The 22,229-nt window shown below is 66.4% G+C and carries 19 protein-coding genes and 2 tRNA genes; 9 read left to right on the plus strand and 12 right to left on the minus strand.

The genetic code is table 11. The features are described 5' to 3' along the window. Positions 1–8 precede the first annotated feature (8 nt). The 9 genes from AC5Y4S_RS24465 to dnaA form a co-directional block, all read right to left on the minus strand. Positions 9–81: transfer RNA gene (locus tag AC5Y4S_RS24465), tRNA-Ala, on the minus strand. A 151-nt stretch (positions 82–232) separates the two neighbouring features. Then, a tRNA-Ile gene (locus AC5Y4S_RS24470) sits at positions 233–306 on the minus strand. Between the two features lie 70 nt (positions 307–376). Then, the gene (locus tag AC5Y4S_RS24475; RefSeq protein ID WP_500035191.1) at positions 377–1,267 is read right to left on the minus strand and encodes a DUF3566 domain-containing protein; all 891 of its coding nucleotides are present in this window, start codon (positions 1,265–1,267) and stop codon (positions 377–379) included. A gap of 121 nt (positions 1,268–1,388) precedes the next feature. Beyond that, positions 1,389–5,165 (minus strand): intein-containing DNA gyrase subunit A, encoded by a 3,777-nt coding sequence (gene gyrA, locus AC5Y4S_RS24480; protein WP_500035192.1) that lies wholly within the window; start codon positions 5,163–5,165, stop codon positions 1,389–1,391. 39 nt (positions 5,166–5,204) lie between these two features. Further along, on the minus strand, positions 5,205–7,238 hold the full coding sequence (gene gyrB / locus AC5Y4S_RS24485; protein WP_068111523.1) for a DNA topoisomerase (ATP-hydrolyzing) subunit B: 2,034 nt from the start codon (positions 7,236–7,238) through the stop codon (positions 5,205–5,207). Positions 7,239–7,492: 254 nt separating this feature from the next. After that, the gene (locus AC5Y4S_RS24490) at positions 7,493–8,050 is read right to left on the minus strand and encodes a DUF721 family protein (protein ID WP_500035193.1); all 558 of its coding nucleotides are present in this window, start codon (positions 8,048–8,050) and stop codon (positions 7,493–7,495) included. Continuing rightward, positions 8,047–9,189: a DNA replication/repair protein RecF gene (recF, locus tag AC5Y4S_RS24495; protein WP_500035194.1), complete on the minus strand. Its 1,143-nt coding sequence runs from the start codon at positions 9,187–9,189 to the stop codon at positions 8,047–8,049. The genes AC5Y4S_RS24490 and recF overlap by 4 nt, the downstream gene beginning before the upstream one ends. After that, entirely contained in the window at positions 9,190–10,389 is a 1,200-nt protein-coding gene (gene dnaN, locus AC5Y4S_RS24500; protein ID WP_068111533.1) for a DNA polymerase III subunit beta, read from the minus strand. A gap of 481 nt (positions 10,390–10,870) precedes the next feature. Beyond that, a complete protein-coding gene (gene dnaA, locus AC5Y4S_RS24505; protein ID WP_500035195.1) occupies positions 10,871–12,427 on the minus strand; it encodes a chromosomal replication initiator protein DnaA in 1,557 nt (518 codons plus the stop codon). Between the two features lie 590 nt (positions 12,428–13,017). Between dnaA and rpmH the strand changes: the two genes are divergently transcribed. From rpmH to AC5Y4S_RS24550, 9 genes are all read left to right on the plus strand, one after another. Further along, positions 13,018–13,161: a 50S ribosomal protein L34 gene (gene rpmH, locus AC5Y4S_RS24510; protein WP_068111553.1), complete on the plus strand. Its 144-nt coding sequence runs from the start codon at positions 13,018–13,020 to the stop codon at positions 13,159–13,161. Positions 13,162–13,183: 22 nt separating this feature from the next. After that, a complete protein-coding gene (rnpA, locus tag AC5Y4S_RS24515) occupies positions 13,184–13,540 on the plus strand; it encodes a ribonuclease P protein component (protein ID WP_500035196.1) in 357 nt (118 codons plus the stop codon). Between the two features lie 14 nt (positions 13,541–13,554). Next, on the plus strand, positions 13,555–13,893 hold the full coding sequence (gene yidD, locus AC5Y4S_RS24520; protein WP_500035197.1) for a membrane protein insertion efficiency factor YidD: 339 nt from the start codon (positions 13,555–13,557) through the stop codon (positions 13,891–13,893). After that, the gene (gene yidC / locus AC5Y4S_RS24525; protein ID WP_500035198.1) at positions 13,874–15,007 is read left to right on the plus strand and encodes a membrane protein insertase YidC; all 1,134 of its coding nucleotides are present in this window, start codon (positions 13,874–13,876) and stop codon (positions 15,005–15,007) included. Before yidD ends, yidC begins: the two co-directional genes overlap by 20 nt. A gap of 81 nt (positions 15,008–15,088) precedes the next feature. After that, complete coding sequence (locus tag AC5Y4S_RS24530; RefSeq protein WP_068111558.1) at positions 15,089–15,664, plus strand: Jag family protein; 576 nt, start codon at positions 15,089–15,091, stop codon at positions 15,662–15,664. A 181-nt stretch (positions 15,665–15,845) separates the two neighbouring features. After that, positions 15,846–16,469, plus strand: a complete 624-nt coding sequence (gene rsmG / locus AC5Y4S_RS24535; protein WP_500035274.1) for a 16S rRNA (guanine(527)-N(7))-methyltransferase RsmG — start codon at positions 15,846–15,848, stop codon at positions 16,467–16,469. Continuing rightward, entirely contained in the window at positions 16,466–17,446 is a 981-nt protein-coding gene (locus AC5Y4S_RS24540; protein WP_500035199.1) for a ParA family protein, read from the plus strand. The genes rsmG and AC5Y4S_RS24540 overlap by 4 nt, the downstream gene beginning before the upstream one ends. A gap of 23 nt (positions 17,447–17,469) precedes the next feature. Next, positions 17,470–18,453 carry a ParB/RepB/Spo0J family partition protein gene (locus tag AC5Y4S_RS24545; protein ID WP_068111564.1) on the plus strand — a complete coding sequence of 328 codons (984 nt, stop codon included), beginning with the start codon at positions 17,470–17,472 and terminating at the stop codon, positions 18,451–18,453. Positions 18,454–18,725: 272 nt separating this feature from the next. Next, entirely contained in the window at positions 18,726–19,484 is a 759-nt protein-coding gene (locus AC5Y4S_RS24550) for an acetyltransferase (RefSeq protein WP_500035200.1), read from the plus strand. Here the strand turns inward: AC5Y4S_RS24550 and AC5Y4S_RS24555 are convergent. The 3 genes from AC5Y4S_RS24555 to trxB form a co-directional block, all read right to left on the minus strand. Further along, on the minus strand, positions 19,481–20,701 hold the full coding sequence (locus AC5Y4S_RS24555) for an N-acetylmuramoyl-L-alanine amidase (protein WP_500035201.1): 1,221 nt from the start codon (positions 20,699–20,701) through the stop codon (positions 19,481–19,483). The two genes, AC5Y4S_RS24550 and AC5Y4S_RS24555, sit on opposite strands and share 4 nt — an antisense overlap. 132 nt (positions 20,702–20,833) lie before the next feature. Beyond that, positions 20,834–21,187: a thioredoxin gene (trxA, locus tag AC5Y4S_RS24560; RefSeq protein ID WP_068111571.1), complete on the minus strand. Its 354-nt coding sequence runs from the start codon at positions 21,185–21,187 to the stop codon at positions 20,834–20,836. Further along, positions 21,184–22,191 (minus strand): thioredoxin-disulfide reductase, encoded by a 1,008-nt coding sequence (gene trxB, locus AC5Y4S_RS24565; RefSeq protein ID WP_500035202.1) that lies wholly within the window; start codon positions 22,189–22,191, stop codon positions 21,184–21,186. Before trxB ends, trxA begins: the two co-directional genes overlap by 4 nt. Positions 22,192–22,229: the final 38 nt, after the last annotated feature.

The raw sequence follows: 22,229 nt of genomic DNA on the forward strand, positions 1-22,229 counted from the left end.
CACCGCGGTGGAGCCTAGGGGAATCGAACCCCTGACACCCGCCTTGCAAAGGCGGTGCTCTACCAACTGAGCTAAGGCCCCTCATCGTGGCTCGGTGGATGATCGGGTGGATCGGCCACCGCCACGTGCCAGACCTCGACTCCGCGTCGTGACCGCACCACCGCCGCCGCTACCGCGGCCAGTGCCAGTGGCAATGCAAGCCTCACGCAACGTCTGGACGGGCACATGGTTGTGGGCCTGGGAGGACTCGAACCTCCGACCTCTTCGTTATCAGCGAAGCGCTCTAACCGCCTGAGCTACAGGCCCGCACTCGCGTACGGCCGAGCGACGAGATTACCGCAATCGTCGCCGGACCCCCAAAACCGCGTGATCGACGCTAGTCGCGGTCCGCCAATGTGACTTCGATGCCGCCGATCAGATCGGTGGCCAGGTTGTAGACGAACGCGGCGATGGTGGCCATCGCGGTCAGCAGGACGATGTTGACCAAGCCGATGAGCACGGCCCCGCCGAAGATCGTGCCGCTGGATACCAATTCGCCGCTGCTGCCGCTGGTGTTGTTCAACAGGTCGCCGACGTTGCTGTTCAGCTTGGCCCACACGCCCATGCCGCCGAGTACGAGGTACAGGAAGGCCACCGCGATCATCCACACGAAGAACAGCGCCACCGACAGCAGCAGCGACACCTTCAGCGTGCTCCAGGGATCGATCCGCCGGATCTGCATGCTGGCCCGAACGGGACCGCGGGTCCGCCGCGACACCTGGACGCGGTTTTCGCGGCCTTCGTTGGTATCGGCATTCGTGGACCTGGCCGAAACCGATGGGCTGGGCGCCTCCGCGCTGCGCTCCGGCGGGGGCTTGCGTTGCGGGGACCGGGGAAGGGGCCCGGACAGGTCGGGCAGCTCGCTGGCGTAGGCCTCGGCGGGCGGACCGTCGCCGCGGGGCGGCGCGGGGTCGTACTCATACGGGTTCTTGGCGCGAGCGGACGCGCCGGCCCCGGGCGCGGTCGTGCCCGAGACGAAGCGGTTGAGCCGGGCATCGGCACTGGTGGGAGCGGTGACCGGTCGCGGCTCGCCGTGCGGTTCGGGCTCGCGATGCGTCGGGACGGCCGCCCGGGCGGCGCCGCGCTGCCGGGACGGGGGATCGCCAGCTTCGGGTGCCCGGCCGGTCTGCGCGGGCGCCGCGCGGTGCGCGCCGGCGCGCTCGGCCGCGCCGTCCCCATTAAGGCCGTCGCCCTGTTTGGGGGCGCCCGGCTCGTTCGGTGAGGTCACCCCGACTCCTTAGATCCTCTGCGCTGGCCGCCTGCGGCGGCAGTCGCAATGTGTCCGATCGGGCCGAGTCTAGTTGCCCCGGCATTTGTGCGGACCCCCGCTTGCCCGCATCGTTACCTGCCTAGCTCTGCGCGTCGTCGGCCTCGTCGGCGTCTCCGACGACCTCGTCGGCGGCTTCCTCGGCGTTGCGCGCGATGGCCAACAGCGTGTTGTCCTCGCCCAGGTTCATCAACCGGACGCCCTTGGTCTGCCGTCCCGCCTTGCGGACCTGGCGCGCGGCCGTCCGGATCACGCCGCCCCCGGAGGTGATGGCGTAGATCTCGCTGTCCTCGTCGACGATCAGCGCGCCGACCAGCCGGCCGCGCCGACGGTCGTACATCACGGTGAGGACGCCCTTGCCGCCGCGGCCCTGCACCGGGTACTCCTCGATCGCGGTGCGCTTGGCGTAACCGCCGGACGTGGCGACCAGGAGGTACGTGCCTTCGCGGACCACGTTGAGCGACAACAGGTAATCGTCGGCGTTGAACCGCATGCCCTGCACGCCCGACGTGGCCCGGCCCATCGGGCGCAACGCCTCGTCGGTCGCCGAGAAGCGGATGGACTGCCCGTTGGCCGACACCAGCAGCAGATCGTCGTCGGACGAACACAGCACCGCGCCGACCAGCTCGTCACTGTCGCGCAGGTTGATCGCCACGATCCCGCCCGAACGGTTGGAGTCGAAGTCGGTCAGCTTGGTCTTCTTCACCAGGCCGTTGCGGGTGGCCAGCACCAGGTACGGCGCGTCCTCATAGCTGCGGATCTGGATGACCTGGGCGATGCGCTCCTCCGGCTGGAAGGCCAGCAGGTTGGCCACGTGCTGACCACGCGCCGTGCGGGAGGCCTCGGGTAGTTCGTAGGCCTTGGCCCGATACACCCGGCCCTGCGTGGTGAAGAACAGGATCCAGTCGTGCGTCGAGGACACGAAGAAGTGCGCGACGATGTCGTCCTGCTTGAGCCCGGCGCCCTGCACACCCTTGCCGCCACGTTTCTGGCTGCGGTAGAGGTCGGTCTTGGTGCGCTTGGCATAACCGGTTTCGGTGATGGTGACGACGACGTCCTCGCGGGCGATCAGGTCCTCGTCGCTGACCTCGCCGTCGGCCGCCACGATCCGGGTGCGACGGTCGTCGCCGTGCTTGTCGACGATCTCCTTGAGCTCGTCGCGCACGATCGCGCGCTGCCGCTCGGGCTTGGCCAGGATGTCTTCGAGGTCGGCGATCTCGGCCTCGATCTTGGCCAGGTCGTCGATGATGCGCTGGCGCTCCAGGGCGGCCAGGCGCCGCAGCTGCATGTCGAGGATCGCTTGGGCCTGGATCTCGTCGATGTCGAGGAGCTCGATCAGGCCGGCCCGGGCGATGTCGACGGTTTCCGATGCCCGGATCAACGCGATCACCTCGTCGAGCGCGTCGAGCGCCTTGACCAGACCGCGCAGGATGTGGGCCCGTTCGTTGGCCTTGCGCAACCGGTAGGTGGTGCGCCGGACGATGACGTCGAGTTGGTGCGCGACGTAATGGCGGATCATCTGGTCGAGCCGCAGGGTGCGCGGCACGCCGTCGACGATGGCCAGCATGTTGGCGCCGAAGCTGGTCTGCAGCTGGGTGTGCTTGTAGAGGTTGTTGAGCACCACCTTGGCCACCGCGTCGCGCTTGATCTCCACGACGATGCGCACCCCGACCCGGTCGCTGCCCTGGTCCTCGACGTTGGAGATGCCGGCCAGCCTGCCGTCGCGGACCTGCTCGGCGATCGAGGTGATGAAGTTGTCATGGTTGACCTGATACGGCAACTCGGTGATCACCAAAGACGTTCGGCCCCTGGCCTCTTCGACCTCGACCACGCCGCGCATCCGGATCGAGCCGCGGCCGGTTTTGTAGGCGTCGGCGATGCCCTGGCTGCCGACGATCAAGCCGGCGGTGGGGAAGTCCGGGCCTTTGACCCGTTCCATGCACGCGGCCAGCGTGGCTTCCTCGTCGGCCTCGTGGTTTTCCAGGCACCAGAACACGGCCTCGGCGAGCTCGCGCAGGTTGTGCGGCGGGATGTTGGTCGCCATGCCGACCGCGATGCCGCCCGAACCGTTGGCGAGCAGGTTGGGGAACCGGCTCGGCAGGACCGTCGGTTCCTGCACGCGGCCGTCATAGTTGGGGATGAAATCGACTGTCTCCTCGTCGATTTCACGCAGCATCTCCATCGCCAGCGGCGTCAGCCGCGCTTCTGTGTTGTGGCTAACGAAACCGTTTGTGAGGAAGGCGTGGTCGTCGGTGTCGACGCGCAGGTTGTACACCGGTCGTACGCCGGCCTCACTCACTGAGGCCACGCGCGCGTAGTAGAACCGGCCGTCTGTCAGGTCGGTTGCGATGGCCCGAACGTCGGGATCGGCGATACGCGAGAGGATTTCATTTGCGCCAGTCCGCCAGCGCTGGATGCGGTCCACGTTGTGGCGATTCAGCCAATCCTTGTCGACCCACCGGCTACCGCAGTGCTTGCGAATGAATGCCGCGAGTCCTGGGACGTGGTCATCGTCCCTGCCGGCGCATACCGGCATCGCGGCAAGAATTCCCGTCAGCTTGGCTTGCTTGGCCCCACCGAAACCGATCTGCGATGCAAACATTTCGGCTTGGGCGCGGTTGGTGATGACGACCTTGTGCTCTCCGACAGCATACCGATGGCGCTTCGAGACGACTCCGAACTCCAGCAGCATCTGCTGCACATCGACCGCCAGTCTCTCGCTGCGTGTCGAGTAGGAGATTTGAATCGTGTTGCGCGGCAATGCGGAACATGATCCATCGCCCTCGAAAAGGGCTTGCAGAAACGCCCGCTTGACCGCCGCCGGGGACTGCCACAGCCAGTCCGGGATCACCTTGGCGGCCGACCGTTGTCCGCACAGGTCCGCAAGCCGCGTCTTCTTCAGCTCCGTCAGGTTTTGAATGTCGAGCTCGTGCAGCATCGAGCCGGAAGCGATCGTCCGCGACGATATGTAGCGCCGTCCTCCGACAACCGCGTCGTAGGCGGCGGCGACGATGTTGAAGTAGTCCCGGTCGCAGTTGTTGAATCCGGCCCGCGCCTCGGAGACGAAGCCCTCACTGATGAACGCACCCAGCAGGAGAGCTTCCATCACGTCGTGCCAGTCGGCGGGGCCGAATTCGACCGGGGGAGTCCGCTGCAACACGACATGGTCGTCGGCGCGGATTTCTTCGATCAGCTTCCACAACAGCGTGGGCACGCCGCCGACGTCGACGAGGCACAGTAACGGGTGGTTCGACGTGCCGGTGACCTCATAGCCCTCGGCCGTGCGGACCGTGTACGTCTGATGCTCGCCCGAATGGAACAGCCGATCGGCCAGCACGGGGTTGCCATGCCGATCGAGGACCTTCAGCTCGACCCTGTTGTCCGAGTTGGGCCGGGCGGCCGAAACGACATCACCGATCCGTACGGATTGCCCAAACGGCAATCGCACCAGTGCGTCACCCGTTAGGCAGTACCTCATGGCCGCTGGCGGGTCGTTGCCAGGCGAACCGAAGTTGCCCTGACCGTCGACGAGCGGGTACCGCAGCGACCACGGCTGGGCCATGCGCACCAACGTGTCGTAGATCGACGCGTCGCCGTGCGGGTGGTAGTTACCCATCGTCTCGGCGACCGAGCGCGCCGACTTCGCGTGGCTGCGGTCCGGGCGGAAGCCGGAGTCGTACATCGCGTAGAGCACCCGGCGGTGCACGGGCTTGAGGCCGTCGCGCACCTCCGGCAGCGCGCGGCCCACGATCACGCTCATCGCGTAGTCGATGTAGCTGCGCTGCATCTCCTGCTGGATGTCAACCGGTTCGATGCGGTCGCCGGCCTCGTCGCCCGGGGGCAGCGTGGTGTCAGTCATCTATTCCTCGTTTGCGTTGGGATACGCGTGCCTGATCGATCAGACGTCCAGGAAGCGAACGTCCTTGGCGTTGCGGGTGATAAAGCTTCGGCGCGCATCGACGTCCTCACCCATCAGGATGGAGAACAACTCGTCGGCGGCCGCCGCGTCGTCCAGGGTTACTTGGCGCAGTACCCGCACGGACGGGTCCATCGTGGTTTCCCACAACTCCTTGGCGTCCATCTCGCCCAGACCCTTGTAGCGCTGGATGCCGTCTTCTTTGTTGATCTTCTTGCCGGCCTTCAGCCCGGCCTCGAGCAGGCCGTCGCGCTCGCGGTCGGAGTAGGCGAATTCGGGATCGCTGCGCTGCCACTTCAACTTGTACAGCGGCGGCTGTGCCAAAAACACATGGCCGTTCTCGATGAGCGGGCGCATGAAGCGGAACAACAACGTCAACAGGAGTGTCGAGATGTGCTGGCCATCAACGTCGGCATCGGCCATCAACACGATCTTGTGATAGCGCAACTTGCTGAGATCGAACTCGTCGTGGATGCCGGTGCCCAGCGCGGTGATGATCGCCTGAACTTCGGTGTTCTTCAGCACCCGGTCGATGCGCGCCTTCTCGACATTGATGATCTTGCCGCGCAGCGGAAGGATGGCCTGGAACATCGAGTCGCGGCCGCTCTTGGCCGAGCCACCGGCCGAATCGCCCTCCACCACATACAGTTCGGACTTCCGCGGGTCGGTGGAGCGGCAGTCGGCGAGCTTACCCGGCAGTCCACCCAGATCGGTGGCACTCTTGCGGCGCACCAACTCCCGCGCCTTGCGGGCGGCGATCCTGGCCTGCGCCGACGAAACCGCCTTGTTCACAACTACTTTGGCGTCGGCGGGGTTGGCTTCGAACCAGTGCGTGAGCTGCTCGTTGCACACCTTCTGGACGAACGACTTGACCTCGGTGTTGCCCAGCTTGGTCTTGGTCTGGCCCTCGAATTGGGGCTCGCCAACCTTGACCGAAATGACCGCCGCCAGGCCTTCCCGGATGTCGTCACCGGTGAGGTTCGGGTCCTTGTCCTTCAGCAGTTTTTTGTCTTTGGCGTATTTGTTCACCACCGACGTCAACGCGCTGCGGAAGCCCTCCTCGTGGGTGCCGCCCTCGTGGGTGTTGATCGTGTTGGCGAACGTGTGAACCGACTCCGAATAGCCGCCGTTCCACTGCATCGCAATTTCGACCTCGTGGCCGGGGCCCTTGCCGTCGAAATCGATGATGCTCTGCTGGATTGGGCTTTTCGTGCGGTTGATGTGCTTGACGAAGTCGACCAGACCGCCGGGGTAGTGGAAGGTGCGATGCTTCACCTTGTGCGGCGCGGTCGATTCGGCAGCCTTCTCTTCGGCGGACTTTGGTGCGTCGGCCGTATCGCTGACCACCTCGTCGACGACCTCATCCTGCTCCACCCGCTCGTCGGTGAGGTTGATCGTCAGGCCCTTGTTCAGGAACGCCATCTCTTGAAGCCGCCGCGCCACCGTCTCAAAGTCGTACTGGGTGGTCTCAAAGATGTCCGGGTCTGCCCAGAACCGGATGGTGGTTCCGGTCTTCTTGGTGGCCTCGCCCTGTTTCAGGGTTCCGGGCACGGCGTGGTCGTAGAACTGCGACCACTCGTAGCCATCGCGGGAGATGTCGACCTCGAGGCGGGTTGATAGCGCGTTGACGACGGACACGCCGACGCCGTGCAAGCCGCCGCTGACGTTGTAGCCGCTGTTCTCACCGCCGAACTTGCCGCCGGCGTGGAGTTGGGTCATCACCACGTCGACGGTCGGCGCGCCGGTCGCGTGCATCGCCACCGGGATGCCGCGGCCGTTGTCGGCCACCTCGACGCCGCCATCCTCCAGCAACCGGACGTCGACCTGGTTCGCGTAACCGGCCATCGCCTCGTCCACCGAGTTGTCGACCACCTCCCAGATGAGGTGATGCAAACCACGCTCGCCGGTGGAGCCGATATACATGCCCGGGCGTTTGCGGACAGCCTCCAGCCCTTCGAGGACGGTGATCTGTTCAGCGCCGTATCCGGCTTGAGGCTTCTTCTTCTGGGCAGCCACGGTCGGAATGCTCTCCTTGGGGTTTCATGCGGGCGGATCGGTCACCGCAACAGTCGCACTCCGCCAGTCTACCGTGACCGGGGCTTAGCACCGATTTTCTGGGCGCGTTTCTACCCAGCTAACTGCGCCGTGCACACGATTTCTCTATTCTCACCGCGTCCCGACGTGCCTGATAGGGGTCTCTTTCGTCCTGGCGGCTCTGAGGCGCCTGTTGATACCGGCTCAACTGGGGACCGTTTTGCTCCCCGAACGCCTCAGCCGTACGTGTCCCGCGGCCCCCGACCGGCGATGTGGCGGGGCCCCTTGCGCCACGACGGCGCGGTGGGCCCGGTGATCTTCAGCGACGTCACCACACCGTTGCCAACCGCCGCCGCAATCTTGGCCAACAGTTGGGCCTGGATCATCCGCAGCTGGGTGGCCCACGCCGTCGATTCGGCGGTGACACTGAGAACGCCCTCGTTGAGCGCGGTCGGGGTGGCGTGATCGGCGATCTGGTGTCCCACCACCGACGACCAATGGCCCAGCACCGTGCCTTCGGCGACGTGCGCCGTCCAGCCGCGCTTCTTCGCGAGGTCGCGCGCCAGCCGTCCCAGCGGTTGTGGGTCGCGAACGTCGGGCCCCGGCCCCGACCAGCTCCGGCGCTGACCCGCGACGCGGCGGGGAGCCGACGGGACCGCGCGCCCCCGGCCGGCGTCCTTTCCCTGCGCGCGGGCCGCCGCCCGGGCCTCCTCGAGCGTCCGGCGCACCAGGTCGATCCCGGTCAAGCCGCCCAGTCGCTCGACGTCGTCCTTTGTGTCGTCGGCGTCGGTCATGACCGCACCGCCGATACCCGGCCCGTGTCGTCGTCGCGCAGATCGATGTGCACCCGCCTAGCATCCCAGTCCGCCGGAATGTCTTCCAGCACCGCCGCGGTCACCAAAACCTGCTCGGCTGACTCGGCCACCGTCGCCAATGCGCGACGACGGGTGGCGTCGAGTTCGGCGAACACGTCATCGAGCAACAACACCGGTTCGCCGCCGTCCGCTCTCAGCAACTCATACGCCGCCAACCGCAGCGCGACCGCGAATGACCACGATTCGCCATGGCTGGCAAAGCCTTTGGCGGGTTGGTCGCCGAGTCGCAACTCCAGGTCGTCGCGGTGCGGGCCAACCAGACACATCCCTCGCTCCAACTCCGCGTCGCGCCGGGCCGACAGGGCGGCCAACAAGGCGGCCTCCAAAAACTCGCGGTCGCTGATGTCGGAAGCATCGAGGCTCGCGCGGTAGGCGATCGAGGCGGGGCGTGATCCAGGCGCCAGCAGCTGGTAGGCCTTCTCCACCTCCGGCGCCAGTTCGTTGACCAAATCGATGCGGGCGGCCATCAATTGGGCGCCGTGCTCGGCCAGCCGGCTGTCCCACACATCCAGCGTGTCCAGGGCGCCGCGGTCGCCCCGAAACCGCGCGCCAGAAAGGGACTTCAACAGCGCGGTCCGTTGCCGCAAGACCTTGTCGTAATCGGCGCGCACACCGGCCACCCCTGGGCGGCGGACCGTGGCCAAATCATCGAGGTAGCGCCGCCGGTCCGACGGATCCCCGCGCACCAAGGCCAGGTCTTCGGGCGCGAAGAGCACCGCCCGCAATACACCGACCACCTCACGCGTGCTGCGAACCGGCGAGCGATTCAGCCGCGCCTTGTTGGCGCGACCCGCGGCGATCTCCAGATCGATCGCGCATTCCCGGCCGTCGTTGACGACGATCGTCGAAATTACCGCGCGGTCTGCGTCCGCCCGAATCAACGGCGCGTCGGTTCCGACCCGGTGCGATCCCAATGTGGTCGAATACCACAGGGCCTCAACAAGATTCGTCTTTCCAAAGCCGTTGGGACCCACGAACACCGTGCGGCCCGGCTGCAATTCGAGGTCGGCGTGGGCCCAGGACCTGAAATCACGCAGACCTAAATGCCGGACGTACACCTATCCAGGCAACCGGACTGGCATCAGCAGGTACACATAATCCGTCGGCAACGCGGGGAAGGGCCCGGTGCCGGTGGGGGAGGTGTCGCCGTCCGACGCGGGGCGCAGCAGCGCGGGCTTGCCCGGCGTTGTGAAGCCGAACGACACCCGTTCCGAATGCACCGATGCGAGGCCGTCGGTCAAATACGTCGGGTTGAATGCGATCGTCAGCGGCTCGCCGACGAAATCAACCTGGAGATCTTCTTCCGCACGGCCCACGTCGTCGGCGCCGGCAGACAGCCGCAACGTCCCGTCGGAGAATTCCATCCGCACCTGTGCACCGCGGTCGGCCACCAACGCGACCAGCTTGATGGCCTCGGTCAACTCCGCCACGTCGATGGTGGCGACCGCGGTGTGCTCGGCGGGCAGCAGCTGACGAAACTTCGGGAACTCCGCATCCAGAAGCCGGGTGGTGCTTTGCTTGCCGTTGCCGCTGATGCCGAGCAACCCGTCCTTTCCGACTCCGGCGCCCGCGCCGAGCGACAGCTGAACCTCAGACCCGTCCGCGCCGGCCTTGGCCGCCTCCGACAACGTCTTGGCCGGTACCAGCACCGCCGCCTCGATGTCAGGCGAAAGCGCCGTCCAGGTCAGCTCGCGAACCGCCAGACGGAACCTGTCGGTCGCGGCCAAAACCACCGTGTCGCCGGAAATCTCGACCCGAATCCCGGTCAGCATCGGCAAAGTGTCATCCCGGCCGGCCGCGATGGCGACCTGGCCGATCGCCTCCGCGAACAAGTCCGCCGGCAAGGTGCCGGTGCCTTCGGGCAGCGCGGGCAGCGTTGGATAATCCTCAACCGGCATCGTCGGCAGGGAGAATCGTGCGCTTCCGCAGGTCAACGCGACCCGATTGCCGTCCACATAGAAGTCGACCGGTTTGTTCGGCAACGCCCGGGTGATGTCTGACAACAGCCTTCCCGATACCAAAACGCTTCCCGGAGAAGCGATTTCGGCGGCGACCTGGGCTTCGGCGGACACCTCGTAGTCGAACCCGGAGATCGTCAGGCCGTCGTCCGAGCCGGACAACAGGACCCCGGACAACACCGGCACCGCGGGCCGGGTCGGCAGGTTCTTCGCAACCCACGACACCGCATCGGCGAATGACTCTCGCACCAGACGGAACTTCAAGTCGGTGAGGCCAGCTGTTGTCGTCGCCGCGTCCATAGCGTCCCTTTACCTGCCGAGTGTCCAAAAACCTTCAAAAACCACGGTGGCTAGCCGCCCGTCGCTAGCAGTCGAACCACAACCGTAGATCTTCTGCCGCCATCTTGAAAGCTAATGCCAGCGGCCGACAAGCGGGGTGAACGTGGGTCCCGGCGCGGCGCGGTCGACGGGTGTCCCCAACGCCGTTCTTCAAAGAAGAAATAACGGATAGATCTCAGTAACAGTATTAAGGCCTGTGCATTCTGGGGACAGGTTGGCTTTAGTGCAGCTAGGGGAGCGGCGGGGTTGTGGATGGTGCGGTTGACAACGGGGCCGCGGTTGTTGGGCCGATGGGGATGGAAGACGGATGTGCACGGAAACCCCAATCCCGCACCGATCTTTGACCGACTTGTGCACAGGGCTGCGCACATCGCCCTGGAGTGACAGCTGTGACAGGGGAGTGAGAAGTTTTTTGAAAAAAAGTTCGGCGGAAGCGCCTCGGTCAGCGCTTGGACCGCTGCCGGATGCGGGTGGTGAGCTCCTTGACGTGATCGAAGACCTCACGGCGCTCGGCCATCTCAGACAAAATCTTTCGCTGCGCGTACATGACCGTGGTGTGATCGCGGCCGAATGCCTGACCGATCTTGGGCAGGGACAGGTCGGTCAGCTCGCGGCACAGGTACATCGCGATCTGTCGTGATTGCGCCAGCGCCCGTGTCTTGCCCGGGCCGCGCAGTTCCTCGACGGTGGTGTCGAAGTACTCGGCGGTGGCGGCCATGATGGTGGCCGCGCTGATCTGCATGGTGCTCGCGTCGGCGATGAGATCGCGAAGCACGATCTCGGCCAGCGCCTTGTCGATGGGAGTCTTGTTCAGCGAGGCGAACGCCGTCACCCGGATGAGGGCCCCTTCGAGTTCGCGGATGTTGCGTTCGATGCTGCTGGCGATCAGCTCGAGCACGTCGTCGGGCACCGCGAGCCGTTCCATCTGTGCCTTCTTGCGCAGAATGGCGATGCGGGTTTCGAGCTCGGGGGGCTGCACGTCGGTGATCAGTCCCCACTCGAACCGGGTCCGGAGCCGGTCCTCGAGCGTGGCGAGTTGTTTTGGTGGCCGATCGGACGAGATGACGATCTGCTTGTTCGCGTTGTGCAGCGTGTTGAAGGTGTGGAAGAACTCTTCCTGGATACCTTCCTTGCCCTCGATGAATTGGATGTCATCGACCAGCAGGACGTCGACGTCGCGGTAGCTGCGCTTGAACGCGACCTTGCGGTCGTCGCGCAGGGAGTTGATGAAGTCGTTGGTGAATTCCTCGGTCGAAACGTACTTCACCCGCATGCCGGGAAACAGCCGTTGGGCGTAGTTGCCGGCGGCGTGCAACAGGTGCGTCTTGCCCAGGCCGGACTCACCCCAGATGAAGAGGGGGTTATACGCGCGAGCCGGGGCTTCGGCGATGGCCAGGGCAGCGGCGTGGGCGAAGCGGTTGGACGCGCCGATGACGAACGTGTCGAAGGTGTAGCGCCGGTTGAGGCTGGTTCCGCCGGCGACGGCCGGGTCGGCCGCATGCGGGCGTTCGGTGAAGTAGTTCGGCCAGCTGTGTTCGGCGCCGCCCGGGACCTCACCGTTCTCGTCGGTCTCGTCGGTGTCGATCGACGTGTCCAGGTCGGCGTCGTCGGCCTGGTCGAGGGTTTGGGTTTCCGAGACCTGGCTGAAGGTCTCGGCGTTGCTGAACGCGCCAGCGTCGGAATCCTCGGGCGGTGGGGCGATGCGCACGCCCAGTTGGATCTGCTGCCCGAGCCGGCGGCTGAGCGCGTCGGTGATCGGGGCGCGGAGGTGACGCTCGATCTCGTTTTGCACGAAACTGCTCGGCACCGACAACAGGGCAAAGCCCTCGACGATCGTCAGCGGCCGGACGAGATTCAGCCACGCCCTTTGCTGCGGGGTCAGGGGGGTGACAAGCGTCGTGCGGTTGGGGCCCAGGGCATCCGAGGCGGACTCGCCGTTGAGCTCGGAGACGACCGCGTTCCAAACTGTTGTGAATCCTGAACCGGGGTCATCGGTCAACGACGTAATCTCCCTGGCTCTCGCAGATCCCGGGTCGAGGGGCAACAACGCTTAACGACGAGACAACTGTCCACATAGTTATCCACAGGTGTGGACAGGATAATCGTAGACGAGCCGCAGCCTACCGGCGACGGCCCGCGATCTCCGTGCTGATGGCAACCCCGGCCGGTCGCCTAGACAGCTACTCGATCCGCCATCCTCGCTTCGTCGTCGAGCGCCGTTCCACTCTGAAACGGCATTGGGAGAAGTTAACAGTTTTCCGTTCGGCTGCCAACAGTTCTGCTGCATTCCAATCGGCTTCTCTAGGGTGTCCTGGGGCCTGCTTGTCGCTCGTTCTCCTATGGTGCCGCAGGGACGGCTTCGAGAACTTCGGTTTTCGCGGATGTGTGAGTTTGGTGCGTTGCGGCAGACCAAGTTTGACCCAGCGAAGACACGTCAGTACCCTCGAACAGTCGCCCGAAAGTCGGCGATACGGCTGCGACCCAGATCAAGACCGGGGACCGCGCCGGCCAGTAGCAAGACCCACCTCCGATCGACCCGCGGACGAATGGCGCGAGCGGCCGGAAGGTTCGAATTACGAGGAGAACGCCGTGGCCAAGGGCAAGCGGACCTTCCAGCCGAATAACCGGCGCCGAGCCCGCGTGCACGGCTTCCGGTTGCGGATGCGCACCCGGGCCGGGCGGGCGATCGTCTCCGGCCGGCGGCGCAAAGGCCGCCGCGCGCTGACTGCCTGATCGCAACGCCAGGTTTTTGGCGGTGCTTTCCGCACGCAACCGCATGAGGCGGTCAACGGAGTTTGACGCCGCGGTGAAGTACGGGATGCGCTCGGCGCAGCCCGACGTCGTCGTGCACGTGCGCCGGGCTCCCGAGGACGGCACCGGTCCGCGTGTGGGGTTGATCGTCGGCAAACGGGTGGGCTCGGCCGTCGAGCGCCATCGCGTCGCGCGTCGGCTGCGGCACGTCGCCCGGACGATGCTGGGCGACCTTCACCAATCCGATCACGTGGTGATCCGCGCGCTGCCGAGCAGTCGGTTGGCGTCGTCGGCGCGCCTCGAGCAACAGCTGCGGCGCTGCCTGCGACGCGCGTTCGAGTCGGCGGGAACCGGCCGGTGACGCGGGCGGCGGGGATGCGTGCCGTGATCGGCGGGGCTGGCCGGGCCACCGCGCGCGGGCTGATTTTCGTGATCCAGCTCTATCGGCACATGGTGTCACCGCTGCGCCCGGCGACGTGCCGCTTCGTACCGACCTGTAGCCAATACGCCGTCGACGCCCTGACCGAGTACGGCTTGATTCGGGGGAGTTGGCTGTCGGTGGCCAGGCTGGCCAGATGTGGACCGTGGCATCCGGGAGGATGGGATCCGATACCGGATCGACACGGATGCCGGGCGAGCTTCGAAGGCGCCGGCCCCAGACAAGCGGGGCGCCCCGCGCCGCAGCAACGGGAGAGTGAGTCTTTTGTCGTTTGATTTTTTCAGCCTTGACATCTTCTACTACCCGGTGTCGTGGATCATGTGGGCTTGGTACAAGTTGTTCGCGGCCGCGCTGGGACCGTCGAACTTCTTCGCCTGGGCCCTGTCGGTGATGTTCCTGGTCTTCACGCTGCGGGCGATCCTGTACAAGCCGTTCGTGCGCCAGATCCGGACCACCCGGCAGATGCAGGAGCTGCAGCCGCAGATCAAGGCGCTGCAAAAGAAGTACGGCAAGGACCGCCAGCGCATGGCGCTCGAGATGCAGAAGCTTCAACGCGAGCACGGATTCAATCCGATCCTGGGTTGTCTGCCGATGCTCGCTCAGATCCCGGTGTTTCTCGGGCTGTATCACGTGCTGCGGTCCTTCAACCGGACGACCGGCGGCTTCGGCCAGCCGCACATGTCGGTGGCCCAGAATAGGGCGACCGGCAACTACGTCTTCACCCCGGCCGACGTCGGGCACTTCCTCGACGCGAACCTGTTCGGCGCCCCGATCGGTGCGTTCATGACCCAGCATGCCGGGTTGGACGCCTTCACTCACTTCAGCCGGCCCGCGGTGATCGCCGTCGGTGCGCCGGTGATGATCCTGGCCGGCGTCGCGACCTACTTCAACAGCCGAGCGTCGGTGGCGCGGCAGAGCGCGGAGGCGGCGGCCAACCCGCAGACCGCGATGATGAACAAGCTTGCGCTGTACGTGTTCCCGCTCGGCGTCGTCGTCGGTGGCCCGTTTCTTCCGCTGGCGATCATCCTGTACTGGTTCTCCAACAACATCTGGACGTTCGGACAGCAGCACTACGTGTTCGGGATGATCGAGAAAGAGGAAGAGGCCAAGCGGCAGGAGGCCGTTCAGCGGCGAGCCGCGAACGCGCCGGCGCCGGGGGCCAAGCCCAAGCGCAATCCGAAAGCGACGTCGGCGAGCGGCAACGGTTCGTCGACGGGGGCCGACGGAAGCGACGGTTCGGACTCGGATTCGGATCGATCGGATAACGGTGCCGCCGGGGCGAAAACGGCAATGGCGCAACCGGACAAGCCGAACGCGGCGGGCCGGACCGACGGCCCGACCAACCGCACCCCGCGACCCGGGGCGCGGCCGAAGAAACGGAAGCGCTGACGAGGCGCCACGACTTTTGGGGGGTCCCCCGGGCGAGCGACCCGACTGGAGAGGGACCCGTGATGAGGGAGAGGGAACAACATGACAGACGCCGACACCACCGAACGCGACGTGGACACGGAACTCGAGGCGCAGGAGCCGTCCGACGATGAGACGGCGGCGCCCGAGCGTGGCGATGACCAAGTTGACGACCAGGAGGAGCGATTGGTCGCCGAGGGGGAGATCGCCGGCGACTATCTCGAAGAGCTGTTGGACCTGTTGGACTTCGACGGCGACATCGACCTGGACGTCGAGGGCGACCGCGCGGTCGTCAGCATCGACGGCAGTGACGACTTGAACAAGTTGGTCGGCCGCGGCGGTGAAGTGCTGGACGCCCTCCAAGAACTCACCCGGCTGGCCGTGCACCAGAAGACGGGGGTGCGCAGCCGGCTGATGCTCGACATCGCAAGCTGGCGGCGTCGGCGCCGCGAGGAGTTGGCCGCGCTGGGCGACAAGGTGGCGCGGCGCGTGCTGAACACGGGCGAACGCGAGGAGCTTTCCCCGATGACGCCGTTCGAGCGCAAGATCGTCCACGACGCCGTGGCGGCGGTGCCCGGGGTGCACAGCGAGAGCGAAGGCCAGGAGCCGTCGCGCCGCGTCGTCGTCCTGCTCGACTGACCCACCGAGTCACAGCCGTGTAATTCGCGGGTCCTAACCGGGCGACAGAGGATCGAGGATGTTTCACGTGAAACAAGACCACGAAACGTTTCACGTGAAACATGCCCGCAGCGGCTCGGGCGCCGAAGCTCCCGGGCCCCTCAGCGATGCCGCGACCGCAGTGTTCGGCGACCGGCTGGATATGGCGCAGCGCTACGCCGATCTGCTCGCCGGCGCCGGTGTGGAGCGTGGGCTCCTCGGCCCCCGGGAGGTCGGCCGGCTCTGGGATCGCCATCTATTAAATAGTGCGGCCGTGGGGGAGCTTCTCGATCCGGGTGGGCGGGTGATCGACATCGGCAGCGGGGCCGGGTTGCCGGGGATCCCGCTCGCGATCGCGCGGCCCGACCTCGAGATCGCGCTCCTCGAGCCGATGCTCCGCCGCAGCGAGTTTCTCACCGAGGCGGTCGCCGAACTAGGGTTGGCGGTCGAGGTGGTGCGCGGCCGCGCGGAGGACCCTTGGGTGCGCGACCAGTTCGGCTCCCGGGATGTTGCCGTGTCGCGCGCCGTGGCGGCGCTGGACAAGCTGACGAAGTGGAGCATGCCGTTGCTACGGCAGGACGGGCGGATGGTCGCGATCAAGGGGGAGCGTGCTCCCGACGAAGTGGAAGCGCACCGGCGTGTGATGGCCGGTTCGGGAGCCGTTGATGTCAGGGTGGTGGCATGTGGCGTGAACTACTTGTGTCCGCCCGTAACCGTGGTTTTAGCGCGACGCGGAAAGCCGGCGCGGCGGAAGCCGGCCCGGTCGGCAGACAGGGGGGCACGGTGAGTTCTCCACACGATTGGTCGGGCGAGCCCGCGCCGTCACCGCCCGTCGCGCAGGCGCACCCATCGGCGCCCGTCGCTCCGGCCGACGCCGCCCCGTCCGATGTTTCACGTGAAACATCGGCCGACTACGACACCCCGATCGGCGCCGCGGCCGAGCGCGCCATGCGGGTCCTCCACACGACCTACGCACCGCTGCGACGCCCGACCCACCGACGGGTGTTCACCGTCGCCAACCAGAAGGGCGGGGTCGGCAAGACGACCACCGCCGTCAACCTCGCCGCCGCGCTGGCCGTACAAGGACTCAAGACCCTCGTGATCGATCTCGATCCCCAGGGCAACGCGAGCACCGCGCTGGGCATCCACGACCGGCAAGCCGGCACCCCCTCGTCGTACGAGGTCCTCCTCGGCGAGGTGTCGTTGCACGACGCGCTGCGGCCCAGCCCCCACAGCCCGCGGCTGTTCTGCGTGCCGGCGACGATCGATCTGGCCGGTGCCGAGATCGAGTTGGTGAGCATGGTGGCGCGCGAGAACCGGCTCCGCACGGCGCTGGCCGAGCTCGACCAGTTCGACTTCGACTACGTCTTCATCGACTGCCCACCCTCGCTCGGACTGCTGACGATCAACGCGCTCGTGGCCGCGCCCGAGGTGATGATTCCGATCCAGTGCGAGTACTACGCGCTGGAGGGCGTGTCCCAGCTGATGCGCAACATCGAAATGGTGAAGGCGCACCTCAACCCCGGGCTCGAGGTGACCACCGTGGTCCTCACGATGTACGACGGGCGGACCAAGCTGGCCGACCAGGTAGCGGACGAGGTCCGCCGGTTCTTCGGAAACAAGGTGTTGCGCACCGTGATTCCGCGCAGCGTCAAGGTTTCCGAGGCGCCCGGCTACAGCATGACCATCATCGACTACGACCCCGGTTCGCGCGGGGCGATGAGCTACCTCGACGCGAGCCGCGAACTCGCCGAGCGCGACTGACCACCATCCGTGAAGGGACGACCATGACGCAGCCGTTACGCAAGAAGGGTGGCCTCGGCCGGGGCCTGGCTTCGCTGATCCCCACCGGCCCGGCGGAGGGCGACTCGGGTCCGGCGACGCTGGGTCCCCGGATGGGCGACGCGGCGGCCGATGTGTTGATCGGCGGGCCGGCGCAGGACGCCGCCTCGGTAGGCGCGGTCTACCGCGAGATCGCGCCCGGCGACATCGAGCGCAACCCGCGGCAGCCTCGGCAGGTGTTCGACGAAGAGGCGCTCTCGGAGCTGGTGCATTCCATTCGCGAGTTCGGGCTCCTGCAGCCGATCGTGGTCCGCGCGGTAACCGGGGCGCCGAGCGGCGCGCGGTACCAGATCGTGATGGGGGAGCGGCGTTGGCGCGCCGCGCAGGAAGCGGGCCTGGCCACCATCCCGGCGATCGTGCGCGAGACCGGCGACGACAACCTGTTGCGCGACGCCCTGCTCGAGAACATCCACCGGGTGCAGCTGAACCCCTTGGAGGAGGCGGCGGCCTACCAGCAGTTGCTCGACGAGTTCGACGTCACGCACGACGAACTGGCGTCGCGCATCGGCCGGTCGCGGCCGCTGATCACGAACATGATCCGGTTGCTGAAGCTGCCGATCGCGGTGCAGCGCCGGGTCGCCGCGGGGGTCCTGTCCGCCGGCCACGCCCGTGCGCTGCTGGCCCTGGAGGCTGGCCCGGAGGCGCAGGAGGAGCTCGCGAGCCGGATCGTCGCCGAGGGTCTGTCGGTGCGCGCCACCGAGGAAGCGGTCACCCTGGCCAACCGCGGCGATGGGGCCGCACCGGCGGCGCCGCGTCGCAAGCCGATCCAGATGCCCGGCCTTCAAGACGTTGCCGACCGGCTGTCCAACACGTTCGACACCCGGGTCACGGTCAGCTTGGGCAAACGCAAGGGACGGATCGTCGTCGAGTTCGGTTCGGTGGAGGACCTCCAGCGGATAGTCGACGTGATGACCCCGCCCAAGGCCTGACCGTCCACACCGTGTAATTACGTCACTGTGACACTGGGCCCCTCCCGGGCCCGAAATCGCCGGCCTCGTGTGCCCTAGCTCAGCGGAGTTTCGATGTGCCCCAAGATGTTTCGCGGTTTGCCCGGCCGCCGACCGGCTGTCCGGACCGTTCTGCGGGGCCGCCCGAAGTGGCAGGGCAAACACTGGTCCGATGAGGTCGAACTCTCCTATCCTGGAGGGGTTGCTGAGGGCCGGATGGTCGGCTGCAATACCGCACGGAAGCCAGGAGGCTAGTGTCCGCTCGAATCACGCCGCTTCGGCTCGAGGGTTTCGAGCAGCTTCCCAAGCATGCGCGCCGCTGCGTGTTCTGGGAGGTCGACCCGGCGACCCTCGGTAACCAGGACCACCTCGCCGACCCCGAATTCGAAAAAGAGGCATGGCTGTCGATGGTGATGCTGGAGTGGGGTTCGTGCGGGCTGGTCGCGACCGCGATTCCCGACGACGAACGCAGCCACGCCGAGCCGCCGTGCCTGGGGTATGTCCTCTACGCTCCGCCGCGCGCGGTGCCGCGGGCGCAACGGTTTCCCACCGCGCCGGTGTCCGCCGATGCGGTGTTGCTGACGTCGATGAACGTCGAGCCGGGGCAAGCCGCCGACGATCTGCCGCATGGGCTCATCGCCCGGGTCGTCGACGAGCTCGTCCGACGCGGCGTCCGGGCTCTGGAAGCCTTCGGTCGCACGTCGGAGGCGTCCGAGCTACAGGATCCGCGGTTGGTGGACCCCGATGTCCGGCCGGTGCTGGAGGCGCTCGGCGACTGCTCGGTCGACCACTGCATGATCGACGCCGAATTCTTGAAGGACGTGGGATTTGTTGTGGTGGCGCCGCACAGGTACTTCCCGCGGTTGCGGCTGGAGTTGGACAAGGGACTCGGCTGGAAGGCCGAGGTCGAGGCGGCGCTGGAGCGCCTGCTGGCCAACGCCGAACTGGAAGAACCGGTGGGTGCGGGTTCTGCTGCCGCCGGAAATACGTTGCGGGCCAACGAGAGCGGTTAGGAACCGCCCAGTCGCGATGCGCGTTCCACGGACAATTCGTGAGCCAGCAGCTCGGCGAAGGTGAAGGTGCCGGTGGGGCGGTCGTTCTTGCCGAGCAGGTAGAGCCGCTTGACCGCGGCCAGGATGCCCTCGGCGATGGCGTCGCGGGTCTGCGTGGAGATCAGCATCGCGCGGTCGCGCGGGTTGGTGATGTAGCCGACGTCGACCTGGACGGTGGGCATCCGGGTGAGCCGCAGCAGATCCCACGTCCGGCCATGCGTGCGGCAATCCCGTAAACCGGTGCGGGCCACTACTTCTCGCTGAATGAAGTCGGCAAGGTTGCGTCCGATCGTGGAGACCGAACCGTGCGAGTTGCCGAAGTGGAAGGAGGCCACGCCGTTGGCCGACGGGCTGCTCTGGGATTCGCAGCGCAGGCTGATCATGAGGTCGGCGCCGACGTTGTTGGCGGTAGCGGCGCGTTCGGCGTCCGACGGGCTGCGATTGGTCGGCCGCGACAGGAACGTCTCCATGCCGATGGCGGTCATCCGACCCTCGAGCCGACTTGCCAAGTCCCACAGCACATCTGCTTCGCTGACCGGGCCGTCGGGGCCCTGCATGAGGGCACCGTGGTCCGTGCCGCCGCGGCCCGGATCGATGATGATGCGCTTGCCCGACAGTTTCGGTCCGGAGCGGCGGACCAGCTCTTCCTCGCGAATGGCATGCGGGGACCCGCCGCTGACGCGGGAACTGAGAAAGTACAACGAGCGCAAGGTTTCCGGGCCGCAGATGCCGTCGGCGGCGAGCCCGTATTCGCGCTGGTACGACATCAACGCGTTGTGGGTCTGCAGGCCGAAGTGCCCGTCGACCAGGCCGGTGTAGAAACCGAGGTCCTGTAGCCGCGCCTGCAGGGTCGCGACGTCGTCGCCGTAAAGCGGTGCGCCGAATTGGTGATACAGCGTGCGCGCGCCCAGCCGGTACGAGGCCTCCTTCAGCGCACGGTAGGTCGCTTCGCCGACGATGCCGTCCACCAGCAATCCGCGGTTCTGCTGGAAGGCGCGCACCGCCTGATCAAGGTGGGCATCGAAGACCTCGAGGGCCACGTGTCGCCCGGTGGTCATGTCTTCGTCGGGATTGTCCAGCAGCCCTAGCGCGGCCAGCGTTGCCCGGATTTCGGTCACGGCAGCGCTGCGATCACCACAGCGCAGCGCGTCGCCGTATTCACGGCGCTGACTCGACATACCAAAGGCCCTCCGGGACAAATTGACAGGCTGAATACGGGCAACGGCTAAGCGCTATTGTCGCAGATGCTTCTCAATTTTCGGAAAACCCCAGGCTAAGCGCCGGGGCGTGGTGCGACGAACTGGTTGGCGTCAGGCGAGGTTGGGAACCGCGTCGGAAAGCTCGCGCAGCAACGCCGCCTTGCCCTTGGCCCCGACGATCCGCTTCACCGGTTGGCCGTCCTTGAACAGGATCATGGTGGGAATCGAAACCACCTGAAAATCCCGGGCGGTTTCCGGGTTGGCGTCCACGTCGAGCTTGGCGATGGTGATCTGTTCGGCGCGCTCGCTCGCGATCTCCTCCAGAACCGGGGCGACCATCTTGCACGGCCCGCACCACGTGGCCCAAAAGTCAACCAGCACAGGCTTATTGCTCGACAGCACCTCCGAGGAGAAAGACGCGTCAGAGACTTCTATTGTGGCGCCAGCCTTTTCGGCGTCGGTCATCGCGGTGCTCCAATCAATGTGTCGGTACCCTCAGCGTTTCCGGTTGCAGACTCGTCTTCCTGTTCGGCCAGCCAACGCTCGGCGTCGATGGCGGCGGCGCAGCCGCTGCCCGCGGCGGTGATCGCCTGCCGGTAGGTGCGGTCCACCAGGTCGCCGGCCGCGAACACGCCCTCCACCGAGGTACTCGTGGTGCGGCCCTGCACGAGTACGTAGCCGTCGGAATCGAGGTCGACCTGATCGCGCACCAGGCCCGAGCGCGGCTCGTGGCCGATTGCCACGAAAACGCCGGTCACCGCGAGGGTGGATTCTTCGCCAGTTATGTTGTCGCGCAACCGTAATCCGGTCACCGTGGTGTCGCCCTCGACGGCGAGCACGGCGGCGTTGGTGATGAACTTGATCTTGTCGTTGTTGCGGGCTCGGTTGAGCATGATCTTGGATGCCCGGAACTCGTCGCGCCGGTGTACCAGCGTCACGCTGCTGGCGAAGCGGGTCAGGAAGAGTGCCTCCTCCATCGCCGAGTCGCCGCCGCCGATGACGGCGATGTGCTGGTCGCGGAAGAAGAACCCGTCGCAGGTAGCACATGAACTCACGCCACGCCCCAGCAACTCCTGTTCGCCGGGCACCTGCAAATAGCGAGCGGCCGCGCCCATGGCCAAGATGACGGCTCGTGCGCGGTGGGTCTCCCCGTCGGCGGTGACGACGGACTTGACCGGCCCGTCCAGGGATACCGATTCGACGTCTTCCATCCGCAGGTCCGCGCCGAACCGCAGCGCCTGCTCGCGCATCTGGTCCATCAACTCCGGGCCGGTGATCCCGTCGCGAAAGCCCGGGTAGTTCTCCACCTCGGTCGTCGTCATCAACGCGCCGCCGAAAGAGGTCCCCTCGAATACCAGGGGGGCGAGCTGCGCGCGGGCGGTGTAAAGGGCCGCGGTGTACCCGGCGGGGCCGGAGCCGATGACGATGACGTCGTGAATGGTGTCGTGAGCGGGGGTATCGGCAGTCATTCGGGCCTTTCAGGTGCGGAAGCTACGCATACGAACGC

It is taken from the genome of Mycobacterium sp. NGS64 (assembly GCF_059812245.1).